The 23,424-nt window shown below is 73.7% G+C and carries 20 protein-coding genes and 1 pseudogene; 9 read left to right on the top strand and 12 right to left on the bottom strand.

Going from position 1 to position 23,424, the window contains the following annotated elements; genetic code table 11:
* Nucleotides 1-148 precede the first annotated feature (148 nt).
* The 3 genes and pseudogenes from D450_RS0116125 to D450_RS0116120 all read left to right on the top strand — a co-directional run bounded on the left by D450_RS0116125 (nt 149) and on the right by D450_RS0116120 (nt 2,228).
* Nucleotides 149-919 carry an alpha/beta fold hydrolase gene (locus tag D450_RS0116125; RefSeq protein ID WP_017539694.1) on the top strand — a complete coding sequence of 257 codons (771 nt, stop codon included), beginning with the start codon at nt 149-151 and terminating at the stop codon, nt 917-919.
* Nucleotides 920-1,363: 444 nt separating this feature from the next.
* Nucleotides 1,364-1,759 (top strand): annotated as a pseudogene (locus tag D450_RS32555) (FluC/FEX family fluoride channel); the annotation flags it as partial.
* A gap of 106 nt (nt 1,760-1,865) precedes the next feature.
* Nucleotides 1,866-2,228 (top strand): fluoride efflux transporter FluC, encoded by a 363-nt coding sequence (locus D450_RS0116120; protein ID WP_017539693.1) that lies wholly within the window; start codon nt 1,866-1,868, stop codon nt 2,226-2,228.
* An 86-nt stretch (nt 2,229-2,314) separates the two neighbouring features.
* On the opposite strand, the gene D450_RS35460 is transcribed toward D450_RS0116120, so the two are convergent.
* From D450_RS35460 to D450_RS0116105, 4 genes are all read right to left on the bottom strand, one after another.
* Nucleotides 2,315-3,550, bottom strand: a complete 1,236-nt coding sequence (locus D450_RS35460) for a TRAP transporter fused permease subunit (RefSeq protein WP_017539692.1) — start codon at nt 3,548-3,550, stop codon at nt 2,315-2,317.
* Nucleotides 3,532-3,834: a TRAP transporter large permease subunit gene (locus D450_RS35745; protein WP_449289468.1), complete on the bottom strand. Its 303-nt coding sequence runs from the start codon at nt 3,832-3,834 to the stop codon at nt 3,532-3,534. Before D450_RS35745 ends, D450_RS35460 begins: the two co-directional genes overlap by 19 nt.
* Nucleotides 3,835-4,507: 673 nt before the next feature.
* Nucleotides 4,508-5,527, bottom strand: a complete 1,020-nt coding sequence (locus D450_RS0116110) for a TAXI family TRAP transporter solute-binding subunit (protein ID WP_017539691.1) — start codon at nt 5,525-5,527, stop codon at nt 4,508-4,510.
* A gap of 308 nt (nt 5,528-5,835) precedes the next feature.
* Nucleotides 5,836-6,489, bottom strand: a complete 654-nt coding sequence (locus tag D450_RS0116105; RefSeq protein ID WP_017539690.1) for a class II aldolase/adducin family protein — start codon at nt 6,487-6,489, stop codon at nt 5,836-5,838.
* A gap of 358 nt (nt 6,490-6,847) precedes the next feature.
* Between D450_RS0116105 and D450_RS0116100 the strand changes: the two genes are divergently transcribed.
* The 6 genes from D450_RS0116100 to D450_RS0116075 all read left to right on the top strand — a co-directional run bounded on the left by D450_RS0116100 (nt 6,848) and on the right by D450_RS0116075 (nt 15,331).
* Nucleotides 6,848-8,380, top strand: a complete 1,533-nt coding sequence (locus tag D450_RS0116100) for an aldehyde dehydrogenase family protein (protein ID WP_026128591.1) — start codon at nt 6,848-6,850, stop codon at nt 8,378-8,380.
* 47 nt (nt 8,381-8,427) lie between these two features.
* Nucleotides 8,428-9,981 (top strand): GMC family oxidoreductase, encoded by a 1,554-nt coding sequence (locus D450_RS0116095; protein ID WP_017539688.1) that lies wholly within the window; start codon nt 8,428-8,430, stop codon nt 9,979-9,981.
* Nucleotides 9,982-10,117: 136 nt separating this feature from the next.
* Nucleotides 10,118-11,227, top strand: coding sequence for a quaternary amine ABC transporter ATP-binding protein (locus D450_RS0116090; RefSeq protein WP_039820586.1), 1,110 nt, complete (start codon nt 10,118-10,120; stop codon nt 11,225-11,227).
* Nucleotides 11,224-13,230, top strand: a complete 2,007-nt coding sequence (locus tag D450_RS0116085; protein ID WP_017539686.1) for an ABC transporter permease — start codon at nt 11,224-11,226, stop codon at nt 13,228-13,230. Before D450_RS0116090 ends, D450_RS0116085 begins: the two co-directional genes overlap by 4 nt.
* Nucleotides 13,223-14,206, top strand: a complete 984-nt coding sequence (locus tag D450_RS0116080; RefSeq protein ID WP_017539685.1) for a glycine betaine ABC transporter substrate-binding protein — start codon at nt 13,223-13,225, stop codon at nt 14,204-14,206. The genes D450_RS0116085 and D450_RS0116080 overlap by 8 nt, the downstream gene beginning before the upstream one ends.
* Before the next feature lie 138 nt (nt 14,207-14,344).
* Nucleotides 14,345-15,331, top strand: a complete 987-nt coding sequence (locus tag D450_RS0116075) for a glycine betaine ABC transporter substrate-binding protein (protein WP_241483181.1) — start codon at nt 14,345-14,347, stop codon at nt 15,329-15,331.
* 180 nt (nt 15,332-15,511) lie between these two features.
* Here the strand turns inward: D450_RS0116075 and D450_RS0116070 are convergent, their stop codons facing one another.
* The 8 genes from D450_RS0116070 to D450_RS0116035 all read right to left on the bottom strand — a co-directional run bounded on the left by D450_RS0116070 (nt 15,512) and on the right by D450_RS0116035 (nt 23,216).
* Complete coding sequence (locus tag D450_RS0116070; RefSeq protein WP_017539683.1) at nt 15,512-15,850, bottom strand: hypothetical protein; 339 nt, start codon at nt 15,848-15,850, stop codon at nt 15,512-15,514.
* 19 nt (nt 15,851-15,869) lie between these two features.
* Complete coding sequence (locus D450_RS31855) at nt 15,870-17,285, bottom strand: hypothetical protein (RefSeq protein WP_017539682.1); 1,416 nt, start codon at nt 17,283-17,285, stop codon at nt 15,870-15,872.
* Nucleotides 17,286-17,392: 107 nt separating this feature from the next.
* Complete coding sequence (locus D450_RS0116060) at nt 17,393-19,021, bottom strand: outer membrane protein assembly factor BamB family protein (RefSeq protein ID WP_026128590.1); 1,629 nt, start codon at nt 19,019-19,021, stop codon at nt 17,393-17,395.
* Nucleotides 19,022-19,600: 579 nt separating this feature from the next.
* Nucleotides 19,601-20,302 carry an alpha/beta fold hydrolase gene (locus tag D450_RS0116055; RefSeq protein WP_017539681.1) on the bottom strand — a complete coding sequence of 234 codons (702 nt, stop codon included), beginning with the start codon at nt 20,300-20,302 and terminating at the stop codon, nt 19,601-19,603.
* 47 nt (nt 20,303-20,349) lie between these two features.
* A complete protein-coding gene (locus D450_RS0116050) occupies nt 20,350-20,643 on the bottom strand; it encodes a hypothetical protein (RefSeq protein ID WP_017539680.1) in 294 nt (97 codons plus the stop codon).
* 67 nt (nt 20,644-20,710) lie between these two features.
* On the bottom strand, nt 20,711-21,388 hold the full coding sequence (locus D450_RS0116045; protein WP_241483180.1) for a hypothetical protein: 678 nt from the start codon (nt 21,386-21,388) through the stop codon (nt 20,711-20,713).
* A 128-nt stretch (nt 21,389-21,516) separates the two neighbouring features.
* On the bottom strand, nt 21,517-22,302 hold the full coding sequence (locus D450_RS0116040) for a hypothetical protein (protein ID WP_017539678.1): 786 nt from the start codon (nt 22,300-22,302) through the stop codon (nt 21,517-21,519).
* A gap of 461 nt (nt 22,303-22,763) precedes the next feature.
* A complete protein-coding gene (locus D450_RS0116035; RefSeq protein WP_017539677.1) occupies nt 22,764-23,216 on the bottom strand; it encodes a GNAT family N-acetyltransferase in 453 nt (150 codons plus the stop codon).
* Between the last annotated feature and the right edge of the window lie 208 nt (nt 23,217-23,424).

Genomic DNA, 23,424 nt, shown 5'->3' with positions numbered 1-23,424 from the left:
TCCCGGCCGTCCCCAGCGCGCAGGGAACCGCGGAGTCATGCAGCAGAGGGCCGCGTCCGGAGCGCATTCTCAGTGCTCATGTGGCGTGTGTCACTCATGTGCTAGGTTGGGCGATCATGTCGTGAGGATCGGCCCCCGGAGGGGTCGCATGACCGCAGTTCCCCTGCAGCACCGATTCGACGGGCCGCCTGACGGCCCGGTCGTCCTGCTCCTTCCCCCCTTCGGCGTGAAGTGGACGGTGTGGGAGCCGCAGATGCCCGAGCTCACCCGCTGCATGCGCGTGCTGCGCATCAACCACCGGGGCCACGGTGCCACGCCCGCGCCGCCGGGCGGCGTCGGCCTCGACGACCTCGGGCGGGACGTGATCCGACTGCTCGACGCCCTGGACCTGGGCCCGATCCGGGTGGTCGGGGCCGGCATGGGCGGCGCGTCGGTGGCCACCTGGCTGGCGGTGAGAGCTCCGGAACGGCTGCGGCGGCTGGCCTACCTGTCCGGGGCGGCGCGGGTGCCGCGCGCCGGGGAGTGGCTGCGCACGGCGGCCCGGGCGCGCACGGAGGGCATGGCCGCGGTCCGGGGGGAGGCGACGCTGTCCTGGTTCACCCCCGGCTTCGCCGAGGAGCGCCCGGACGTGGTGCAGCGGGTGGGCGAGGAGTTCGCCGGGGTGGACCCGGCCGGGTTCGCCGACTGCTGGGAGGCGGTCGCCCCGGCCGACCAGTTCCCGTGGATCGCGCGGATCCGCGTGCCCGCCCTGGTGGTGGCCGGGGCGCACGACGCGCAGCTGCCCCCGGGGTACGGCCGCAGGCTTGCCGCCGGCATCCCGGGTGCCCGGTTCGAGCTGGTGCGCGGCGCCGCCCACATGGTCGGCGTGGAACGCCCCGACCGGGTGAACGACCTCCTCCTCGACCACCTGGCGGACTGACCCGGGCCCGGATCCGCGTTGATCTCGGGGAACCCGGCCTTATGACGGCCCTCTTAAGCCCGACTTCCCCGAGATCAACGAGGGAGGGTGCGGCGGTGCCGCGCACTGGAGCGGGGATGGCGGTCGTTTCGACGGCATTTCGAGTTCGGCAGGGGAAATGCGATTTCTGTCGTTGATCCGCCGGAATATGGTCGAATGCCGGAACTACGGTGCGCGTTCCCCTGCGCGGGCGCACACGCGGTCGACCGGAGCAACCCCGACGCGCCGCTCCCGCCCGGCCCTGTCCCGGGGATGCGGGGCGCGGGCGGTTATCATCGCCTGGTGGCGGTGGGGCCCGCCGCCCCGCGCGGTGCGCGGGGGAACCGCGGCGATCGGCCGCCAACGGTCCCTGTCAGCGACGGCCCCGTACCCGGGGCGGCCCGCGACTGCTGATGGGAGACGTCCATGACCACCGAACCCGCGCGTACCGGGGCGACCGCGGCCCCGGACCGGGGGCCCATCGACCCCGACGTCGACCTGCGCTCGCCGCGCCAGGTCCGCGAACTCGCCCGCGCCCCCGGGGCCGTGCTCGGGGCGGTCGCCGCCGGGGGCGCGATCGGCGCCCTGGCCCGGCACGGCGCCGACGTCCTGGTGCCGCACGGACCCGGCGGCCTCCCGCTGTCCACGCTGCTGGTCAACGTCACCGGGGCGCTGCTGATCGGGGTGCTCATGGTGGTGGTCGAAGCCCGGCCCGGCTCCCGGCTGATGCGCCCCTTCCTGGGCACCGGGGTGCTGGGCGGCTACACCACCTTCAGCACTCATGCGGTCGACGCCCAGCAGCTGCTGGAGGCCGGCCGGGCCGGCTGGGCGCTGGCCTACCTGGGCGGCACCCTGCTGGGCGCGCTGGCCGCGGTGGCGCTCNGGCGGAGGCGCCCGCCACGGCCGTCCGGAACCGGAGGGGGAACCGATGACCTGGCTGATGGTCGCCCTGGGCGCCGCCGTGGGCGCCCCGCTGCGCTACCTGACCGACCGCTTCGTGCAGGCCCGCCACGACTCGGTGTTCCCGTGGGGCACCCACGCCGCCAACGCCACCGCCTGCCTGCTGCTGGGCGCGGCCGCCGCGCTGGCGCTGCCGCCGGCGCTGCAGGCCTTCGCCGGGACGGGCCTGCTGGGGGCGCTGTCCACCTACTCGACGTTCGGCTACGAGACCTTCCGGCTGGCCCGCACCGGCGCCCGCTTCCTGGCCTTCGCCAACGCCGCGGCCTCGGTCGCCTCCGGGCTCGGGGCGGCCCTCATCGGCGCCGCCCTCGCCCGCGCGATCACCGGGTGAGGCCCGTCCCCGCCCGCGCCGACACCCCCGTTGATCTCGGGCAAGTCGGGGTAATACCGGCCGGTATTACCCCGACTTGCCCGAGATCAACGGCGAAGAGGGGGCGCGCACCGGGGGCGCGGGGCCGGGCGGCGGCCGCGGAACTGCAGGGCGACCAGGGCCGCCGTCACCGCGATGCCGACCAGGTCGGTGGTGGTGCCGGGCATGAAGACCAGCACGCCCGACACCAGGAGCAGCGCCCGCTCCCACAGCCGGGCGGGCCGCAGCAGGAAGCCCTCCAGCGCCACCGCGAACGCCACCAGCCCCACCATGCCGCCGACGACGGAGAACACGATCTCGCCCAGGCTCCCGTCCAGCATGATCGCCGAGTAGGCCATCAGCACCGGGATCAGGTACAGCCCCTTGGCGAACTTCCAGGCGGCGAACCCGGTGCGGGTGGGCGAGGCGCCGGCGATGCCCGAGGCCGAGAACGCGGCCAGCGCCACCGGCGGGGTGACGTTGGAGTCCTGGCTGTACCAGTAGACGATCATGTGCGCCACGATCAGCGGCAGCCCCAGCTCGGTCAGTGCGGGGCCGGCCAGCACGATCAGCACGATGTAGGCGGCGGTCACCGGCAGGCCCAGCCCCAGCACCAGGGAGGCCAGCGCCACCAGGACCAGGGTGAGCAGCAGGCTGCCGGCGGCCGCGCCGACGATCATCCCGGACAGCTTCAGCCCCAGCCCGGTCAGGCCCACCACGCCGACGATGATCCCGGCCACTCCGGTGGCCACCGACACCGCCAGCACGTTGCGGGCGGTCAGCGCGAACACCTCGCCCATGTCGGCCAGGGTGAGGCGGCTGGCGCTGCGCAGCATCGCCACGGCGAACAGCGCGCCGATGGCGTACATGCCCGCCTGGAGCGGCGGGACGTAGGCCAGCAGCAGGGTGATCAGCAGGACCAGCGGCGCGATGAAGTGCCACCCGGCGGCCAGGGTGGTGCGCAGCCGCGGGATCTGGTCGGCGGGCAGCCCGCCGATGCCGTTCTTGCGCGCCAGGATGTCCACGAAGAGGAAGACCACCGCGAAGTACATCAGCGCCGGGATGATGGCGACCTTCACGATGTCGGCGTAGGGCACGCCCATCATCTCGGCCATGACGAACGCCCCGGCGCCCATCACCGGGGGCAGCAGCTGCCCGCCGGTGGAGGCGGCCGCCTCCACCCCGGCCGACTCGTGCCGGGAGTAGCCGACCCGCTTCATCATCGGGATGGTGAAGGCGCCGGTGGTGACCGTGTTGGCGATCGCGCTGCCGGTGATCGAGCCCATCAGGGCGCTGCCGACCACCGCCCCCTTGNNTGGGCGGGCCCGCCGGTGTAGCGGCCGGTGAGCGCGTAGGCCAGGCCGATGAAGAAGTCGCCGCCGCCGGACTTCTGCAGCAGCGCCCCGAAGAAGATGAAGGCGAAGACGAAGGTCGCCGCGACGCCCAGGGGGACTCCGAAGACGCCGTCGGCGGAGAAGTAGGTGTAGGCGACGATCCGCTGGTACAGGTAGCCGCCGTGGGCCAGGGCGCCGGGCAGCAGCGGGCCGATCCAGGCGTAGAAGAGGAAGACCGCGCCGAGGAAGGCCATGAACGGGCCGATGGTGCGCCGGCAGGCCTCCAGGAGCAGGAGCAGGGCGATGGCGCCCACCGCGATGTCGGCCGGGGTGGGGGCGGCCACGCGCTCCAGCAGCTCGGTGCGGTTGAGGACCGGGTAGAGCGAGACCCCCACCGCCACGGCCACCAGCAGCAGGTCCACCGCGGCCATCGGGGCGCTGCGCGCCCAGCCGAACCGCGCGGCCGGCTTGAGCAGGAAGACCAGCACCAGCACGAACATCAGGTGGACCACGCGCTGGACGTAGATGTCGATGCCGACGAAGAGCGCGGTGTAGCCCTGGAAGAGCCCGAAGGCCACCGCGACGGCCAGGGTGGCCGCGCCGACGGCGCGCGCCGCCCCGCCCCCGCCCCACCGCTGGGCGGCCATGCGCTGCCACAGCGGGCCGGTGCCCTCCTGCTCGTCGTCGGCGACCGGGAGGCGGCCGCCGGCGGTGGCGGAGGCCGCCCCGGACGGGGCCGCGTCCTCGGCGGGCCGCTCGCCGGGGGCCTGCTCGCCGGGCTGTCCGGCGCGACTGTCGTTCATGGGTCCTCTCCGAGGAGGGCCCGCCCATGGGGCGGGGAGGGATCGGGCCCCGGGAGCGGGGCGGGAGCCGGCGGGCGGGCCGGGGCGCCCCGCGGGTGCGCGGCGGAGGGCCCCGGCCGTCGGCTCAGGAGCCGGACTCGGGCAGGACCTCGGCGGGCAGCTCCACGCCGTTGTCCTCCGCCCAGCGGACCGCGCCCGGGTGCATGGCCACCGAGGACTCGGCCATGGTCTCGGGGACGAAGTAGTCCTCGCCGTTGGCGTAGACCGCGGTCAGGTCGCCGACGTTGCCGTAGATCGCCTCCAGCACGTCGTAGGCGGCGTCCTCGGGGAAGTCGGAGGGGACCACCAGCAGGTTCCACAGCGCGATGGTGTCCACGTCGTCCTCGACGGTGGAGTAGGTCCCGCCCTCGATGACGTGGTCGCTGTAGTAGGGGTAGCTGTCGGTGATCTGCTCCCGCTCGTCGTCGCAGAAGGGGACGAGGTGGATGGGGTCGGTCGCCTCCAGCTCCAGCAGGGTGTTGTGGCCCTCGCCCACCACCCACGAGCCGGCGTCGATGGTGCCGTCGCGCAGCGCGGTGGAGGTGTCGGCGTAGTCCAGGTGCTGGACGTCGGTGCTGGTGAAGCCGAGCTCCAGGGCGTTGAAGATCAGCTCCGAGGCCAGGGCGTTGCCGCTGCCGGCCGGGCCGGCCGAGAACCGGTCGCCGTCCACGTCGGAGAAGCACTCATAGCCCTGGTCCTCGTTGATGGATTCCAGGGTCACCGCGTGGTAGACGTTCGGGTAGAGCGCGGTCAGCACCTTGCCGTCGACCGGCGTGCCCTCGAACTCCATCTGCCCGGCCACCGCCTGGGAGACGGCGTCGGACTGGGCGATGGCCATCTGCGCCTCGCCGCTGTCGATCAGTTTCATATTGGCCACCGAGGCCTCGGTGGAGGTGGCCGAGGCGGTGACGCCGTCGACCTCGGCGGAGATCACCTCGGCCAGCGCCCCGCCGAGCGGGTAGTACACGCCGGAGGTGCTTCCCGTCCCGATGGTGACGCTGCCGTAGTCGTCGTCCCCGCCGCCCTGTTCGGCGGGCTGGGCGCCGCAGGCGGCCAGCAGGACGGCACAGGCGGGGAGGGTGGCCAGGGCCAGGGGGGTGCGCATCGTGTGGGGGGTCCTCTCGAAGGCGGGGCGGGCGCGCGGGCGCTCCGGGGGCCGACGCCCCCGCCGGGCCGTGTCACTCTCCCGGTCGGGCCCGTCTGCTGCCCCTTCGTGAGTTATTTGTCTGATTCATCGTTGAGATGCGCGAGAAGTCTAGTGATCTTCGGTCGGGTTATGCCAGTGGGCCGGATGCGGCCGGAGGGATTCCGGAATTCGTCCCTGATCCGGATATGAGAAAACCCCACGGGAAATCCTCCGGAATTCAGAGGCCTCACGTGGGGTCCGGTGGTGTCCGGGCGCGGCCGCGCCGGTCAGCAGGGCAGGAACGGATCCGGTCCGGCCCAGCCCTCCGCGTCGCGGCGGCGCACCTCGGCCAGCTCCTCCTCGGAGAGCACCCGCGGCGCGCCGAGCGTGCGGGCGCGGGCGTAGACCCCGCACAGCCACTCCAGCAGGCGCATGTTCTCGTAGGCCCGGTCGGCGTCGGCCCCGGTGGCGGCCCCGCCCAGGCAGGCCAGCAGCGCGGCGCTGCGGCCCTTGAACGCCTTGACCGCCTGGTCGGCGAGGTCGGCCGAGCCGTAGGCGGCGTAGCCGGCGACGGGGACCGCTCCGCCCAGCCGGGCGGCGGCCTGGTGCACGGGCGGGAGCTCGGCCAGTACCGCCGAGAGCGCCGAGGCGTGCTCTCCGGCCGCCTGCACCAGCGCGCCGGGCCGGGCGCAGCGGTGCACGGCGATGTGCAGCGTGGTGTCGGCGGCGGGGGCGCGTCGGCCCTCCAGCACGCCGCCCTCCAAGGAGAGCACCGGGCAGTCGGCGGGCTCGACGCGGTCCAGCGGGACGCCGGCGGGGGTGACGGCGATCAGGTCGCCGGAGCGGACGCTGACGGTGCCGGCCCCGCCGGTGGCGAGGCCCTCGGCGGCCAGTCGGCGGGCGGTGCGGGAGACGTCCCTGCGCTCTTGCTCTAGAAGCATGGTCGCTCGCGTGGTCGGGCCGGTGCGGTGCGGCCGGCGGTTGCGGGGTGCGTGGGGGACTGGGCGTGCCCGGCGGCGGTCCGCCGTATTAGGCATGCCTTATCTACGTTACCCCTCCTTGGGGCGGTGTTGTCCAGGGTGGGGGAGGGGGCCGGGGGCGGACGGTGACGCGGGCCGTCACCGAGGGTCATCACTTACAGTGACCAAATCTTGATCTGTTGCGTGATGTGAACCACGGTTGCGTGTCGGCCTTGCGGATGTTTTCGCAGGTCAGCATCGTGATTTTAGAAAGTCACGATCGAATAACGCCTAGTTTAAAGTGTTTTGAGGCGTTTCTGCTGGGCAAGAGGGGTCCGTGATGCAACCCTACGTAACCCTTCCGAGTAAGCAGTACCTGTCGGATGCGGGATCGCCCGCCGCCACGAGCATGTTCGTCGGCGGTACCTGGCGCGCGGCGGCCCAGGGCGGCACCCGTGACGTCCTCAACCCCTACGACGCCTCGGTGCTCACCGTGGTCAGCGAGGGGACCCGGGCCGACGCCGACGCCGCGGTGGCCGCCGCCCGCCGCGCCTTCGACGAGAGCGACTGGCGCCTGCTCCCGGACGCCGAGCGGGGCGCGATCCTCGGCCGGATCGCCGACCTGCTCCAGCGCGACCGCGAGGAGATCGCGGTCATGGAGTCCCTGGACACCGGCAAGACGATCGAGGAGGGCCGGATCGACGTCGACGACGTCACCGGCGTCTTCCGCTACTACGCCGGGCTGGCCGACAAGGACGCCGGGCGGATCGTCTCCACGCCCGAGGGGATCTTCAGCCGCGTCGTCTACGAGCCCGTGGGCGTCTGCGCGATGATCACGCCCTGGAACTACCCGCTGCTCCAGCTGGCCTGGAAGGTGGCCCCGGCCGTCGCCGCCGGCAACACCATGGTGATCAAGCCCAGCGAGATCACCCCGGTGACCACCTGCAAGCTGGTCGAGCTGTGCCTGGAGGCGGGCGTGCCCGCCGACGGCGTGGTCAACCTGGTGCTGGGAACCGGCGCCGAGGTCGGCTCGGCCATGGTCGAGCACCCCGACGTCGACCTGGTCTCCTTCACCGGCGGCCTGACCACCGGCAAGCGGATCATGGCCGGTGCCGCCGAGACCGTCAAGAAGGTCGCCCTGGAGCTGGGCGGGAAGAACCCGAACATCGTCTTCCCCGACGTCGACCTGGACACCGCGGTCGACTACGCGCTCAACGCGGCCTTCTTCCACTCCGGCCAGGTCTGCTCGGCCGGGGCGCGGCTCATCGTGCACGAGGACGTCCACGACGCCTTCACCGCCGAGCTGGCCCGCCGCGCCGAGGCCATCGTGATCGGCTGCGGCCAGAAGGAGGGCGTGCAGTGCGGCCCCCTGGTCTCGGCCGAGCACCGGGCCAAGGTCGAGGCCGCGGTCGCCCGCGGCGTCGAGGAGGGCGCCCGGATCATCGCGGGCGGCAAGCGCCCCGACGACCCCGAGCTCGCCGACGGCTACTTCTACCGCCCGACGGTCTTCACCGGCTGCTCGCGCGAGATGGACATCGTCCAGACCGAGGTCTTCGGCCCGGTCGTCACCGTCGAGACGTTCCGTACCGAGGCCGAGGCGATCGAGCTCGGCAACGACACCGACTACGGCCTCTCCGGCGGGGTGTGGACCGACGACCCGGGCCGCGGCGACCGCGTCGCCGCCGCGCTGCGGCACGGCACCGTGTGGATCAACGACTACGGCCCCTACTTCCCGGGCGCCGAGTGGGGCGGCTTCAAGCGGTCCGGCATCGGGCGCGAGCTGGGCCACGCCGGGCTCGACGAGTACCGCGAGGCCAAGCACATCTACCGCAACCTCGCCCCCGAGCCGCAGCGCTGGTTCGGCGAGGTCTGACCGGCCGCGCCCCGCGGAACGCCTTGACCGGAAGACATGGAGCGTCCATGACTCAGAACGCGAAGACCTACGACTACGTGATCGTCGGCGGCGGCACGGCCGGCTCGGTGATCGCCAACCGCCTGACCGAGGACCCCTCGGTCAGCGTCTGCGTGATCGAGGGCGGCCCCTCCGACCGCGACCTGGACCGGGTGCTGAACCTGCGCGAGTGGCTGGGCCTGCTGGAGAGCGACCTGGACTACGGGTACACCACCACCGAGCAGCCGCGCGGCAACTCGCACATCGTGCACTCCCGCGCCCGCGTGCTCGGCGGCTGCTCCTCGCACAACACCCTGATCAGCTTCCGCCCCTTCGCCCAGGACCTGGACGAGTGGGTGGCGGCCGGCGCCGAGGGCTGGGACAACGCCACCGTCCAGGCCTACGCCGACCGGATCAAGAACAACATCGTCCCCATCGCCGAGAAGGACCGCAACGACCTGGTCAAGGACTGGGTCGAGGCGGCCTCGGAGGCCACCGGCGTGCCGGTGGTGGAGGACTTCAACGCCGAGACCTCGCACGGCGGCGGGTTCCGTGACGGCGTCGGCTTCCTGTCGATCGCCTACGACCCCTACACCGGGCGGCGCTCCTCGGCGTCGGTCGCCTACCTGCACCCCGTCATGGACGTGCGGGAGAACCTGACGCTGATGCTGGAGACCTGGGCCGAGCGGATCGTCTTCGACGGCGACCGCGCCACCGGCGTCGAGGTCGTCACCTCCGACGGCGAGCGGGTGACCGTCTCGGCGGACAGCGAGGTCATCCTCAGCGCCGGGGCGATCGACACGCCGCGGCTGATGATGCTCTCGGGCGTCGGCCCCAAGGACGACCTGGAGCAGGTCGGCATCGACGTGCGGCACGACCTGCCCGGCGTCGGGGAGAACCTGATGGACCACCCGGAGTCCATCATCATGTGGGAGACCGAACGGGACGTTCCGGACGAGACCGTCATGCACTCCGACGGCGCGCTGTTCATCCGGCGCGACGAGTCCGATCCGCGCCCGGACCTGATGTTCCACACGTACCAGATCCCCTTCGACGACAACACCAAGCGGCTGGGCTACGAGTCGCCGGGGTGGAAGCGCGCCATGTGCATGACGCCGAACATCCCGCGCTCGCGCTCCCGGGGGAAGCTCTGGCTGAAGAGCTCCGACCCCCGGGAGAAGCCGGCCCTGGACTTCCGCTACTTCACCGACCCCGAGGGCTACGATGAGCAGACCATCGTGGACGGGCTGAAGATCGCGCGGAAGATCGCCGAGACCGAGCCGTTCAAGTCCTGGATCGCCCGCGAGGTCGCTCCGGGGCCGGACGTGGTGACCGACGAGCAGCTGTCGGAGTACGGTCGGCGGGCGGCGCACACCGTCTACCACCCGGCCGGCACCTGCAAGATGGGCGCCGCCGACGACGGTGCCGCGGTCGTGGACCCGCGGCTGAAGGTCCGCGGCCTGCGCGGCCTGCGGATCGCCGACGCCTCGGTCTTCCCGAGCATGCCCTCGCCGAACCCGATGGTCACGGTGCTGGCCGTCGGCGAGCGTGCGGCCGACCTGATCCGCGCCGACCGCGCCTAGCGCGGCCGGCCCGTCCCCGACCGTCCCCCCGACCGGGCGCCGGCCCTCCCGGCGCCCCTGAACCCGACGACGCGCCGCCCTGCGCACCGCCCTGTGCGGTGGTGCGCAGGGCGGCCCTCAGAGGTGGCTTTCTGTCATGAGTTCCGTAGTGAACGATCCACAACTCAACAGCGAACAACCGAATACCCCCGCCGACGGGGAGGCCAAGCTCTCCGTCCAGAACCTGTGGAAGATCTTCGGCAAGCGCGCCGAGCGCATCATCGGAGGCGAGCACGAGCGCCGCCCGCGTGAGGAGGTCCGCGAGGCGACCGGCTGCACCATCGCGGTGCGCGACGTCTCCTTCGACGTCCGCCCGGGCGAGACGTTCGTGGTGATGGGCCTGTCCGGGTCGGGCAAGTCCACCCTCATCCGCTGCCTGACCCGGCTCATCGAGCCGACCTCCGGTTCGCTGCTGCTCGACGGCGAGGACATCCGGCAGATGTCCCCGGCCGCGCTGCGCGAGCTGCGCCGCCGCAAGGCGGCCATGGTCTTCCAGCACTTCGGCCTGCTCCCCAACCGCACCATCATCGACAACGTCGCCTACGGGCTGGAGGTGCGCGGCGCGTCCAAGGCCGAGCGCCACGCCCGGGCCTCCGAGATGATCGAGATGGTGGGCCTGTCCGGATACGAGTCCTCCCGCCCCGGCCAGCTCTCCGGCGGCATGCAGCAGCGCGTCGGCCTGGCCCGCGCCCTGGCGGTCGACCCCGAGGTGCTGCTCTTCGACGAGCCCTTCAGCGCCCTGGACCCGCTGATCCGCCGGGACATGCAGAACGAGGTGCTGCGCCTGCAGAACGAGCTGCGCAAGACCTCGGTGTTCATCACCCACGACCTGGACGAGGCGCTCAAGCTCGGCGACCGCATCGCGATCATGCGCGACGGCGACCTGGTGCAGGTGGGAACCGCCGAGGAGGTCGTCGGCGCCCCCGCCGACGACTACGTCCGCGACTTCGTCTCCGACGTCGCGCGCATCGAGGTGCTGACGCTGCGCTCGCTGATGCGCCCCGCCCGCGACGACGAGCCGCTGGACGGCCCCGAGGCCGCCCCCTCCACGCTGGCCGGGGAGGCCGTCGCGGCGGCCGCCGGCGCCACGGCGCCGGTGCGCGTCACCGAGGACGGCCGCCTGCTGGGCGTCGTCGGCCGCGAGGACCTGCTGCGCGTCATCGCCGAGGACCGCGCGCAGGCGCCCGCCGCCACCGCGGGGGTGTGAGCATGTCCGCTCCCACCGTGACCTCCGAGACCCCTGAGAGCCCTGAGACCCCCGGGACCGAGGGGCCGGGCGGTGCGGACCGCGCGGAGACGGCCGCCGCCCCCGCCCCCGAACCGGCCCCGGCGCTGCGCGCGGCCCTGTCCCGCACCTGGGTGCAGGCCGCCGCGGTGGTGGCCGTGCTGGCCGTGGCCGCGGCCCTGCCGCTGCCCGGCAGCGCCACCGCCTTCCCCGGCGGGCCCGGGGAGGCGCTGGACGGCTGGCTCAAGGAGCTCTACTCCTGGGTGGTCTCCAACCGGGACACCAGCCCGCTGTTCGTCTACGGCTTCAACTACCTGTCGGTCTACCTGGGCTCGGCCGTCGTCCTCATCTCCGACCTGCTGGCCACGCTGACCTGGACCGGGGTCGCCGTGATCGGCGCCCTGGGCGCCTGGCGGCTGGCCGGGTGGCGGGTGATGCTCGTCGTGGCGGCCGCGTTCGCGGTCTTCGGGCTGACCGGCCTGTGGGACGAGGCCATGCTCACCCTGGCGCTGATCACCGCCGCGGTGGCGCTGGCGCTGGTGGTGGGCCTGCCGCTGGGCGTGTGGGCCGGGCGCAGCGACCGCGTGGAGCGGGCGCTGCGGCCGGTGCTGGACTTCATGCAGACCATGCCGGCCTTCGCCTACCTGATGCCGATGCTGCTGCTCTTCGGCATCGGCAACCCCTCGGCGGCCGTGGCGACCGCGATCTACGCGCTGCCCCCGGCGGTGCGCATCACCTCCATGGCGCTGCGCGGCGTCGACAAGGGCGCGGTCGAGGCCGCCGAGTCGCTGGGCTCCACCCGGTGGCAGATGCTGGCCAAGGTCCGGCTTCCGCTGGCCAAGCGCACCATCATGCTCGGCGTCAACCAGACCATCATGCTGGGCGTGTCCATGGTCGTCATCGCCTCGGTCATCGGCGCGGGCGGCCTGGGCGACGCCATCTACCAGGCCCTGCAGAAGGGCGACATCGGCCGCGCGCTGGAGGCCGGCCTGGCCATCGTCATGCTGGCGATCGCCATGGACCGGGTCACCGGCGCCATGGGCGCCGGGCGCCCCCTGCCCGCCCCGTGGCAGCGGATCGCCTTCGCCGGCGCCCTGGTGGCCTCGCTGGCCGTGTTCCTGCTGCCCACGCCGCTGCGCGCCCCCGACGGGTGGCCGCGCGCCTGGCAGCTGGACCTCGCCGGCCCGGTGAACGCCTTCTACGAGGCGCTCAAGGACGCCATCGGCGGCTTCACCTCCCTGGTGGGCGACTGGACCGTGGTCTGGGTGCTCGAACCGCTGCACATGCTGCTGGCCGGGCCTCCGTGGTGGCTGGTGATCGCCGCCGCCGCGGTGCTCGGGTACCTGTTCGCCGGGGGCCGCGCGGCGGCCGTCGGCGCGCTGTCGCTGCTGGCCGTGGGCCTGATGGGGCAGTGGGGCAACGGCATGGACACGCTGTCCCAGGTGCTGCTGGCCGCCGTGCTGGTGGTGGCGCTGGGCCTGGTGCTGGGCATCGCCATGGCGCGCAACGACCGGCTCGCCGCCGTGCTGCGCCCGGTGCTGGACGCCATGCAGACGCTGCCGCCCTTCGTCTACCTCATCCCGGCCGTGGCGCTGTTCAGCGTGGGGCGCGTCCCCGCGCTGGTCGCCGCCGTGGTCTTCGCTCTCCCGCCGGTGATCCGGCTGGTGAACGACGGGATCCGCGGGGTCCCGGCCAACACCGTTGAGGCGGCCCGATCCCTGGGCTCCTCACGGGGCCAGCTGCTCTCCAAGGTGCAGCTCCCGCTCGCCCGGTCCGCACTGCTGATGGCGGTCAACCAGGCGATCATGCTCATCCTCTCCATGGTCGTCATCGGCGCCCTGGTCGGCGGCGGCGCGCTCGGATACGACGTCGTCTTCGGCCTCAAGCAGAACGAGTTCGGACAGGGACTGACCGCCGGCCTGGCCATCGTGTGCCTCGGCCTCCTCCTCGACCGCATGACCCAAGGTAGGAAGAACAATGCGTAGAACCACCTCCCCCATCTCCCCCCGTACCGCCTCCTTCGCGCTCAAGGGCGTCGCGGCCGCCTCGGCCGTCGCCATGCTGAGCGCCTGCGGCGGGGCCACCAGCGGCGACGTCTCCGGCAGCGACGAGACGGTGAACATCGCCGTCAACGGCTGGGTCGGCTATGAGGCCTCCGCCGCCGTCCTGGCGCACCTCCTCGAAGAGGAGGCGGGCGTCAAGGTCGAGCAGAAGAAGCTCGACGAGCAGCCCTCCTGGCAGGGGCTCAACGACGGCGACCTGGACGTCATCGTGGAGAACTGGGGCCACGAGGACCTGATGGAGCAGTACGGGCCCGACGGCAACGACACCGTCGTGGACGGCGGCCCGAACGGCAACATCGGCACCCTGGGCTGGTACGTGCCCGAGTACCTGGTGGACGACAAGCCCGAGCTGGCCACCTGGGAGGGGATCAAGGACAACACCGACCTGTTCCAGACCCCCGAGAGCGGCGACAAGGGCGAGTTCCTGGCGGCGGACCCGGCGTTCGTCACCCAGGACCAGGGCATGATCAACCACTTCGAGATGGACCTGGAGATCGTGCACGCCGGCTCCGAGGCCGCCCAGATCACCGAGATGCAGGAGCGGTACGAGGAGGAGGAGCCGTTCCTGGCCTACTTCTACGACCCGCAGTGGCTGCACAACGAGCTCGACCTGGTGCACGTGGAGTTCCCCGAGTACGAGGACGGCTGCGCCGAGGACGAGGACGACGTCTCCTGCGGCTACCCCGAGTACGAGCTGAACAAGATCTTCCGCAAGGACTTCGCGGAGGAGGGCTCGGTCGCCTACCAGCTGCTGGACAACTGGAAGTGGACCAACGAGGACCAGAACGCGGTCGCCAAGATGATCGCCGACGAGGGCATGGACCCCGAGGAGGCGGCTGAGAAGTGGGTCACCGACAACGGTGACGTCTGGAAGGAGTGGATCCCCGCGGACGCGTGACCCGCGCGGATCCCTAGAATTGTCTGGTATGTGCGGCGACGGGCGGTGTTCCCGTCGCCGCACATGTCTGTCCGGTTGTCGGCCGGACGTCCCCGTGCCCGGCCCCGAACCCGAGACGATCACCGAGGCGGTTTCCCCATGTCCGCAGTCCCCACCCGACCGACCACGCCCTCGAGGGCGGTGCAGGCCCTCGCCCTGACCCTCGCGGCCGCGCTCGCCGCCTCGTGCGGCGCGGAGGAAGGCGGCGGCGACGCCGGCGGCTCCGACGGCTCGGCCCCCGTCCGCATGGCGGTCAACGGGTGGGTGGGCTACGAGGCCTCGGCCGCCGTCCTGTCCTACCTCATCGAGAAGGAGCTGGACCGGAAGGTCGAGTACGTGGAGGACGACGAGGTGTCCTCCTGGCACGCGATGGCCGAGGGGTCGGTCGACGTGATCCTGGAGAACTGGGGCCACGAGGACCTGATGGAGCTGTACGGCGCTGAGGAGAGCCCCCTGGTGGTGGACGGCGGCCCGAACGGCAACGAGGGGCGCATCGGCTGGTACGTGCCCCAGTACGTGGTGGACGAGTACCCCGAGGTCGCCACGTACGAGGGCCTGGCCGAGCACACCGACCTGTTCCGCACCGGCGCGGGCGAGGGCCCCGGCCGGTTCCTGGGCGCCGACCCCACCTTCGTCACCCAGGACCAGGGAATGATCAACCACTTCGGCCTGGACCTGGAGATCGAGTACGCCGGGTCCGAGGAGGAGCAGATCGCGGAGGTCGAGGCGGCCTACGCCGAGGAGGAGCCGGTCCTGTTCTACTTCTACGAGCCGCAGTGGCTGCAGGAGGAGATGGACCTGGTGAAGGTGGAGTTCCCCGAGTACGTCGACCTGTGCGAGATCGACTCGGAGGACATCGCCTGCGACTACCCCGAGTACGAGCTCAACAAGGTCTTCGCCAAGCCCTTCGCCGACGCGGACTCGCCCGCCTACCGGCTGCTCGACAACTGGACCTGGACCAACGAGGACCAGGACGAGGTGGCCAAGATGATCGCCGACGAGGGCATGTCCCACGATGAGGCGGCGGCCGCCTGGGCCGAGGAGCACCCGGACATGTGGAAGGAGTGGATCCCCGCGGACGCCTGATCCCCCGGGCGCGCGGGAACCGGTCCTCCACGGCGGCCGGGCGGGAGCGGACACCGCTCCCGCCCGGCCGCTCGCCGTTTCAGGGCTCGTTCAGGACTCATGGAACGGGCGCGGCGATCGGGAGCGGTGAATCCTCCGTTCCCGCCCGGCCGCGAACCCCGGTAGCGCCTCAGCAGCGTCTCAGTAGCGGCCGACGCCGCCCTGCGGCGGATAGGGGGCCTGCTGCGCCTGCGGGGCTGGGGCGCCGTTCGGCGCGCCGGGGCGGACCTGGCCGGGGTGCGGCTGCGGAGCCTTGTCCGCGCCGGTCCCGACGTTCTGCCGCTTGAGCGTCCACTTCGAGGGGGAGAACACCAGCGCCAGCACGGCGAAGATGATGAAGGTGTTCGAGATCAGCACGTCCTCGGCCACCATCTGCTCGCCGCTGGTGGCGAACACGAGCATGGAGACGCCCCCGAACACGGCGATGATCAGGCAGATGACCTGCAGGGCGTGCAGAACGATGCGCAGTGCGATGTTCACGGGCTTCTCTCCTCGGTGGTCAGCGGTGGGAGGGGGCCGTGGCCCCCCACAGGTCCTCGAAGCCCCGGCACAGGTCGGGACGGAAGGCCGCCAGGGCCGCACGCAGCTGGTGCGGGGGCACGGTGCGGGGCGCGGGTCCGCCCCGGGCGAACCCCTCCCACAGGGCGCGCCCCCTCTCCTCGCCCCGGTAGGGCCGGGTGCGCAGCACCGTCACCGGGAATTCCGCTCCGGGAGGGGCCTCGCGCAGGCCCCCGGGGTGGTGGTGCAGGGAGACGGCCAAGGGGAGCCCGGTACCGGGATCGACCGGTGGGGCGTCTGCGCCGTCGGGGCCCACCAGGACGGCGACCTGGACATGCCCGTCCGGACCGCCCACGCGGCGCGCGGTCAGCGCCTGCACCCGGTGCCAGGGGAGGGAGGTGCGCTGCGCGGTCCACGGCCGCAGGCGGCGCCGCCCGGTGAGCACGAGGCCCTCGGACCCCACGGCGATGCTCCGGCGGCCCAGCGAGCGGGGCAGCCGGAAGAGCGAGACGGGCAGGGTGACCAGGCACACGAGGAACGGGAGCCCGAGGACGACCCCCACGGCGACGCGCACACCGCCCGGCCAGCCGAACGGGTCGGCGGCCGCCAGGGCGAGGGCGGCGGGGACGGCGGCCTGCCCGAGGACGGAACCGACCGGGAGGAGCACGCCCTTGTCGTAGGAGACCGTGACCGGCCCCTCGGGAGCGCGCGGGAACGGCGGCCGAAGGGGGCCGGCGGCCGGGGAAGCGGGACGGGACGGCGTGAACCACGGCCGCCCGGAGCCCTTCGCGGCGCGGTCGGGGGAGGCGAACAGGTCCGGGCGGTGGACCGCCGCCAGCTCGGCGACCTGCCGGACCGCGTCCTCCATGGGTGCCGCGCCTGCGCCCAGGCGCAGCCGGTGCGCGCCGCTCTCCCCGGGCCCGGCCGGAGACGTCCGGGCGTACGGAGGCACCCCCTGGACAGGACGGCGCAGGTGCAGGTCGAGCATGCGCCACAGGCGGTCGCGCCGCGCCGAGGAGCAGGGGCCCGTGCACGGCACGACGGCGGTGACCGCGTCCCAGGGCACCGTGATCCGTCGGCCGCGGTGCCACAGCAGCCCCCGCTCGGTGATCTCGATGCCGGTCGCTCCGACGGCCGCCTCGCGCCGGGCCGACAGGCCCGGCAGGGCGATCAGCGGATACAGCGCGAAGGAGGCCAGGCCCGCGAACCAGAGCAGGAGCACCGCGGTCAGGGCGGGCCCGGCCTCCCCGCCGAAGAGGATGTGCACGGCCGCCCTGGCGTCGGTGAACGCGAAGGCCGCCCCGGCGCCGGCGGCCACGAGCAGGGCCCCGGCGGCGGAGCGGGCGCGGAGCGGACGGGCGCGGCGGAGCCGCACGACGGCGGGGCGGCGCCCGTCCGGGGGCCTGTCGTTCGTCATCGGGGCAGGGGTTCCTCGTTCATCGTGGTCGGGGGCGGCCGCTCGCCTCCCGCGGACCGCAGGGGCCGGGGCGCCGCGGGGTCCGCGGTCGCCGATCCCTCCGTGGATCAGCGTGCGGCGGTGAGGGGGACGGCGTCGTCGGAGCCGCCGGGTATCGGGGGCGAGCCGACGGCGTAGCCGCCGTCGATCTCCACCGTCCGGACGGCGCCCCACGACCGGTAGGGCTGCACGGGCAGTCCGTCGGCGAGCACCCGGGCGCTGCCCTCGCCGTCAGCGGGCAGGCTCATGACCCGGACGACCTCGTCGTCCCCGTCGCCGTACTCGGCGACCGCCAGGATCCGGTCCCCGTCCGCGCCGACGACCTGCACGTCGTGGTCCTCGACCCGCCGGTCCCACAGCACCCTTCCGGCCTCCAGGTCGATCGCCAGCACGCGCTCGTCGGTCTCCCAGTCGCCGGGCGAGGCGTACAGCACGCCGTCGTGCACCGTCGTCGCGGTCTCCGCATCGCTCAGGCTCCACTCCCCGCCGACGGCGCCCACGCCCGTCTCCCCGGTCGCCGCGATGCGCCTCCAGCCGCCCTCGCCATCGGCGACCAGGAGCGCGTCCTCGGGCGCGTCGCCCTCGTCCTCGTCGTCCAGCAGGAGCGACGCGGCCGAGGAGTACACCACCGCCACCGGGTCGGCGCTGACGAGCGCGGTCGAGGCCAGGAGGTCCATGGGCAGGTCGTCGGGGAGGGCCTGGGCGCTGGAGACCTCGCCCGTCTCCATGTCGAGGACGGCGGTGAACGGGGCGCCCTCGTCGGGGCCGGACGCGCACGTCCCCAGGAGCGCGGCGGTTCCGCCTCCGTCCGGCAGGACCCGCGTGCGGTGGGAGGCGCAGTCGCCGCCGGGGCCGGGGACCTCGGTCTCGGCCCAGAGCACCTCGCCGTCGGCCGCGTCCAGCCCGACCAGCATCGGCCCCCAGGAGGCCAGCGCATGCGGACCGGCGGCCCGGACCCGGACGTCCCGCGGCGGCAGCCCTTCGACCCCGTCCAGGTCCGGAGGCGACCAGCGCCACCGCTCCTCGCCGGTGTCCAGGTCCAGGGCGACCAGTGTGCCGCAGGCGGCGCCGTCGTCCCCGGTCCCGCCCTCGCGCTCGACGAGCACCAGCCCCAGGTCCCCGTCGGCCCCGGCGGTGCCGGCGGCCGCCGCGCACAGGCCCTCGCCCTCATCGAAGCGCCAGGCCCGCTCACCGTCCTCGGCGCCGTAGGCGGTCACCCCCGCGCGGTCGGCGCGCACCGCGCCCCCGCCGCCCGGCCACAGGGCGAAGGCCTCCCCGAAGGGGGAGCCGCCGGTGGACGGGGCGTGGGCGTCCTCCAGCGGGGCCTGCCAGGCGGGCTGTGCGGCCTCGGAGGCGCCCTCGACCGAGATCGGCGGGTCCAGGAAGACGCTCAGGTTCCTGCTGCCCCAGTAGTAGACGAGGCCCGGCATCAGTGCGAGCCCGACGAGGAGGAAGGGGAGGCGCTTGAGCGTGAAGAGGCCCTTGAAGTCCTTGCGGCCGGGGCCGGAGAGCATCCGGAGCCAGCGGGAGTCGTGGGCGTACAGGCCGGAGCGCACGTGCCTGCGGTCGATCGGCACGCCCCATTCGTCGCGGGGGACGTCCGCCCCGCCGTCCTCGTCGCGGCCCGCGCCGGGGTCCGTACCGCGGGCCCTGCGGCGGGCCTCGCGGGCGCGCCTCTTGAGTTCGTCTTCGTCCATGGGGGATGCGTTCTCTCCGGGGCTCGTGGAACGGCCGGGGCTCCCGTTCCCGGTCACTTCGGACGCGGCCGTGTGCCGGGGGGTTCCGTCGCCGGTCGCCGGGCGGTGCCGGAACCGGGGGGGGATCGATCCGCGCGCCGGTACGGAGGCATCACGGGACCGAGGGAACGCCCCCGCCGTACGGAGAGGAGGGATGGACGACGGAGACGCCCTCGGTGCGGTCCCCATGATGCCCGCAGGGGAGCAGGGGGCGGCAAGGTGTTTCGACGGCCGTGGAAACACCCTGGCCGGCGGGGGGAGAGGCATGCGCGCGGCCGTTCGGGCAACGGTGGCCGGTCGCGGGGCCGGCCTCGTGCCAGCACGGCCGTGGGCGAGGTGCTGTTCCCTGGGCCGGGAGGCACGAGCGGCCGCCCCACGGCTCTTGCGTCGGCCGACCGCCGGGGCCCGACCGCCGGGGACCGGTCGACGGACGTCCCGGTCGGCACGAGCGAGGCCACGGGCCGCCGAGCGTTCCATCGCTTCAGCGACCGCGACCCGGCCCAAGGGCAGGGCCTTCCGCCCTTCGGCCGGGCCCGGGGCTCAGAGCTCGTCCAGGAAGCCCGTCACCAGCCGCTCCCAGCCTTCGGCGTCCTCCTCCCAGATGAGGTGGCCGGTGGACAGCTCGGCGATGCGGGCCCCGCGGATCCCGGCCGCGAGCTCATCGGAGTTGCCCGGGAGCACCAGCTCGTCCTTGAGGGTCTTGATCACCAGCACGGGGACGTCGATCGAGGCCAGGTCTCCGCGGACGTCGTTGGAGAGCAGCAGGTCGACGTGGTCGAGGGCGCCCGGCGGGTCGAAGGGCGGCCCGGCGGCGGCGATCTCGGCCCGCCACGCCTCGAAGGTCCGCCGGTTCTCCCCCTCGGCGACGGCCAGGCCTGCCGAGAGCACCAGCGCTTCCACCCGTTCGGGGTGGCGGGCCGCCGCGCGGATCGCCACCTGGGTGCCCATCGAGAAGGCGAGCACGGGGAAGGTCCGGGCGCCCGCCCGGTCGGCGGCCGCCACCAGCCGGTCGGCGAGGTCGTCCAGGTCGAGCGGGTGCGGGTCGCGCGGGGTGGAGCCGCTGCCCGGGTAGTCCGGCGCGATGACGGTGCGCCGGGCGGTCAGCGCCCCCATGATCGGGCCGAAGTTGTCGGCGGTGTTCCCGGTCGCGCCGTGCGCGAGCAGCAGGGCGGGGCCCTGCCCGGCCACGGTCGTCGCGAGCGGGGCGGAGGGCGCCGTCCCGCCGGAGGTGTCGTCGTTCATGGAGTGGAATCTAGGCGCAGTCCCGTCCGGGCGGGGTGTGCGGCCGGTCACCCCTGCCCGCCGTAGGGGCCGTTCGGCGGGGCGGGGGCGGTGTAACGCGCCTGCTGAGGGGGTGCCTGCCGGGCGGGGGCTCCGCCCTTGCGCTCGACGGGTGGGATCGACCACAGGGTGGGCGAGAACGCGATCGCCAGGAGCCCGAACATGGTGAACGACCCGATCATCAGGTGGTCGTTGGGGCCCGGGTCGTCACTGGCGGCGATGGTCGCGATGGTGCCGATGACGGCGAATCCGAGGCAGACGGCCTGCACCAGGTGCAGGACGACGCGGGCGACGGTGATCATTGATGTGCTCCTTGTGCGGTGGTTCGGGCGGGGCCGGGCGCAGGGCGGTTCCCTGCGCGCCCCGCGACTACATCCGTGCGGCCTCGGTGATGAGGAGGGCCAGCGCGGTCGCCTCGGCGGCCGCGGCGAGGCCCGCCACCGCGGCCAGGCGGCGCCCGTCCGGCGCTGCGGCCGAGGCCCGGACGGGGCCGATCGCGACGTCCGGGCCGGGACGGAACAGCTCCGGATGGTGCACGCCGGCCAGCGCGGCGGTCGTCCGGACGGCGTCCTCCGCCGACGGACCGCCTCCGCCCAGGCGCAGCAGGAAGGGGGCCAGGGGGCGCCCGTCGCCGCCGCGCGCGTCCTCGGGGCCGGCGCCGACACAGAGGGCGAAACCGGGCAGGCCGATGGGCCGTCGGCGCAGGAACAGGTCGAGGACCCCGCACCGGCGCGGCCGGGGGCCGGCGTGCGCCACGGCCTCCCGGTGCAGGACCAGCGCGACGTCTTCCCAGGGGACGGCGGCCGCGCGCTCCTCCCGCCAGAGCAGGCCGTGCTCGGTGAGCACCAGGCCGTCCGCGTCCACGGCCACCTCGCGCCGCGCGAGTATCCCCGGCAGGGCCAGGAGGGCGCCGGTCAGGAAGCCGACCGCCGCCAGCGCCACGACCAGGCCTGCGGCCCGTCCGAGCGGGGCTTGTGCGGCCGATGCCAGAAGCAGGGCCCAGCCGACGCCGTCGGTCTCCCGGTGGAGGGGGAGGACGGCCGCCACCGTGACCGGGGGGACGGCGGCGCCGGCGAGGCAGACCGCGAAGGCGTTCCGGTACAGGGTGTGGGCCCCCGGGATCCTGACCGTTCGCGGCCGGGGCCGCCGTGGCGGGGCCTCTCGGCGGCCGCACATCACTGGACCGAGAATTGGACGACGGCGGCCGCCGCCAGTCCGATGAAGGAGGCGCCGAGGTAGCAGAGGGATGCCGGGGCCGCGATCCGGGTCGCCCAGGGGGCCGAGGGGCCGATGACCGTACCCGGGGCCGGGTGGAACAGGTCCGGGCGGTGGGCCCCCGCGAGTCCGGCGACCTGCCGGACGGCGTCCTCCAGGGACGCCGAGGAGGCCCCGATGCGCAGGAGGTGGGAGCCGACCGGGCGGCCGTGGGCGTCGTGGGCGCCGTCCGGGCCGGTCGGGCGCGACGTGGCGAAGGCGGGCAGGGCGGTGAAGGGGCGGTCGGTGAACAGGTCGAGCACCGGGCGGGAGACGGCGGCCTTCTTCCTCCGGAATTCGGCCGTACGGAACACGGCGAGCCGGACCGCTTCCCAGGGGACCCGGGTGGTGCGCCCGGACCGCCACAAGGAGGGGTGCTCGGTGACCTCCAGAGCCGTGCCCCCGACGGTGACCGAGCAGCGGGCGAGCGCGGCGGGCAGAAGGCCGACGGCGACCGTGACCAGCCCGACCGCGGCGATGCCCAGGCAGGCCAGGGCGAGCCAGGCCGGGACCGGAAGCCGCTCGGGGGAGGCCAGCGCGGCCGCGGTGGCGGGGAACTCGGCGGCCAGGACCGCCAGGGGGGTGGCCAAGGCGACCTCGGCGAAGAGGCACAGCACGACGTGGCCGGCGCGGTGGGCCCGCCCCAAGGGCACGCTCTGCGGCGCCGCGGCGGGCAGGGGCGTCGGGGAGGCGTCGCGGGGGTGCATGGGCTCCTTCACCGGGGGTGGCATGGGCCGCACCGCGCGGCCCGCGGCAGGCGGGAAGGGCGGGCGGAAGAGGCAGGGCGCCGACCGCGTGCGGCCCTGCCGCGAGGTCCGTCGGCAGGGCCGCAGTCGGCATGTGGGCCCGCTGGGGGCGGCGCCGCAGAGCATGCTTGCAGTGGGAGAACGCGGAGGGCAACGGTTTTCGATCACCGTCGAAAGACACTGCGGGGCATGGTGCGCAATGGCGGATCGGCCCGCGCGTGTCCGGGGCCGTGGCCACCGACCTCCGGACGGCGACCGCCCGGCGACCGCTCAGGTCCGGACAGAGGGAATCGACACCACGTCAGTGCAAGGACCTGCGGAGATGGTGCGGAAAAGGGGGCCACGGGAACCCCCTGCCCGCCGCCCGGCCGGGTTCGTCCCGTTCCCGGCCGGGCCCGGCCGACGGCGGCCATAGGGGCAGGTCAGTCGTCCAGAACTTCGGCGAAGTGGAAGGCGGGGATGCGCATACCGGAGGAGAGGTAGAACCGGTGTGCGGGGTGGCGGTCGGTTCCCGAGTCCAGGTGCACCTGGCCGCACCCTTGGGCACGGGCCTCGGCGCGCACCCAGTCCATCACCATGCGCCCGAACCCGGAGCCCCGGGCGTCGGCGACGGTGACCAGGTCGTCCACGTACAGGTAGCGCCCCCACATCAGCGAGGTGCCGATGCGGAACCCCGCGACGGCCCGGGCGGGACGGTCCGGGCCCTCGAAGACCCCGGCCAGCCGGTACCCCTCGGGCCGGAGGACGTCGTCGACCGTCTTGGTGAACGCGTCCGCGGAGGTGAGAAAGGGGCGCAGCTCCGCCATGGCGGCATGCGCGAGGTGCGTCCGCCCGGTCGGAATCTCCTCGACGAAGGGGGAAAGGGGGGCGGTCATGACCGGGACCCTACTGGAGCCCTCGTTCAACGGCTGCGACGACGTCACCGCCCGCCGACCACCACCGACCCCGGCGCCCCGCTCCCGGACGGCTGCGCCCCTGCGGATCAGGCAACAGGCGGCGACGAAGTGGCGGGAGCGACCCACGCGACAGCACTGCCGACCGCCGGGCGTGTGAGCGGCCGGGGCCGACCGGCAGCGACGACAG

This window comes from Nocardiopsis halophila DSM 44494, assembly GCF_000341245.1.
GTDB lineage: Bacteria > Actinomycetota > Actinomycetes > Streptosporangiales > Streptosporangiaceae > Nocardiopsis_A > Nocardiopsis_A halophila.
This window is presented reverse-complemented; position numbering and strand designations above follow the sequence as displayed.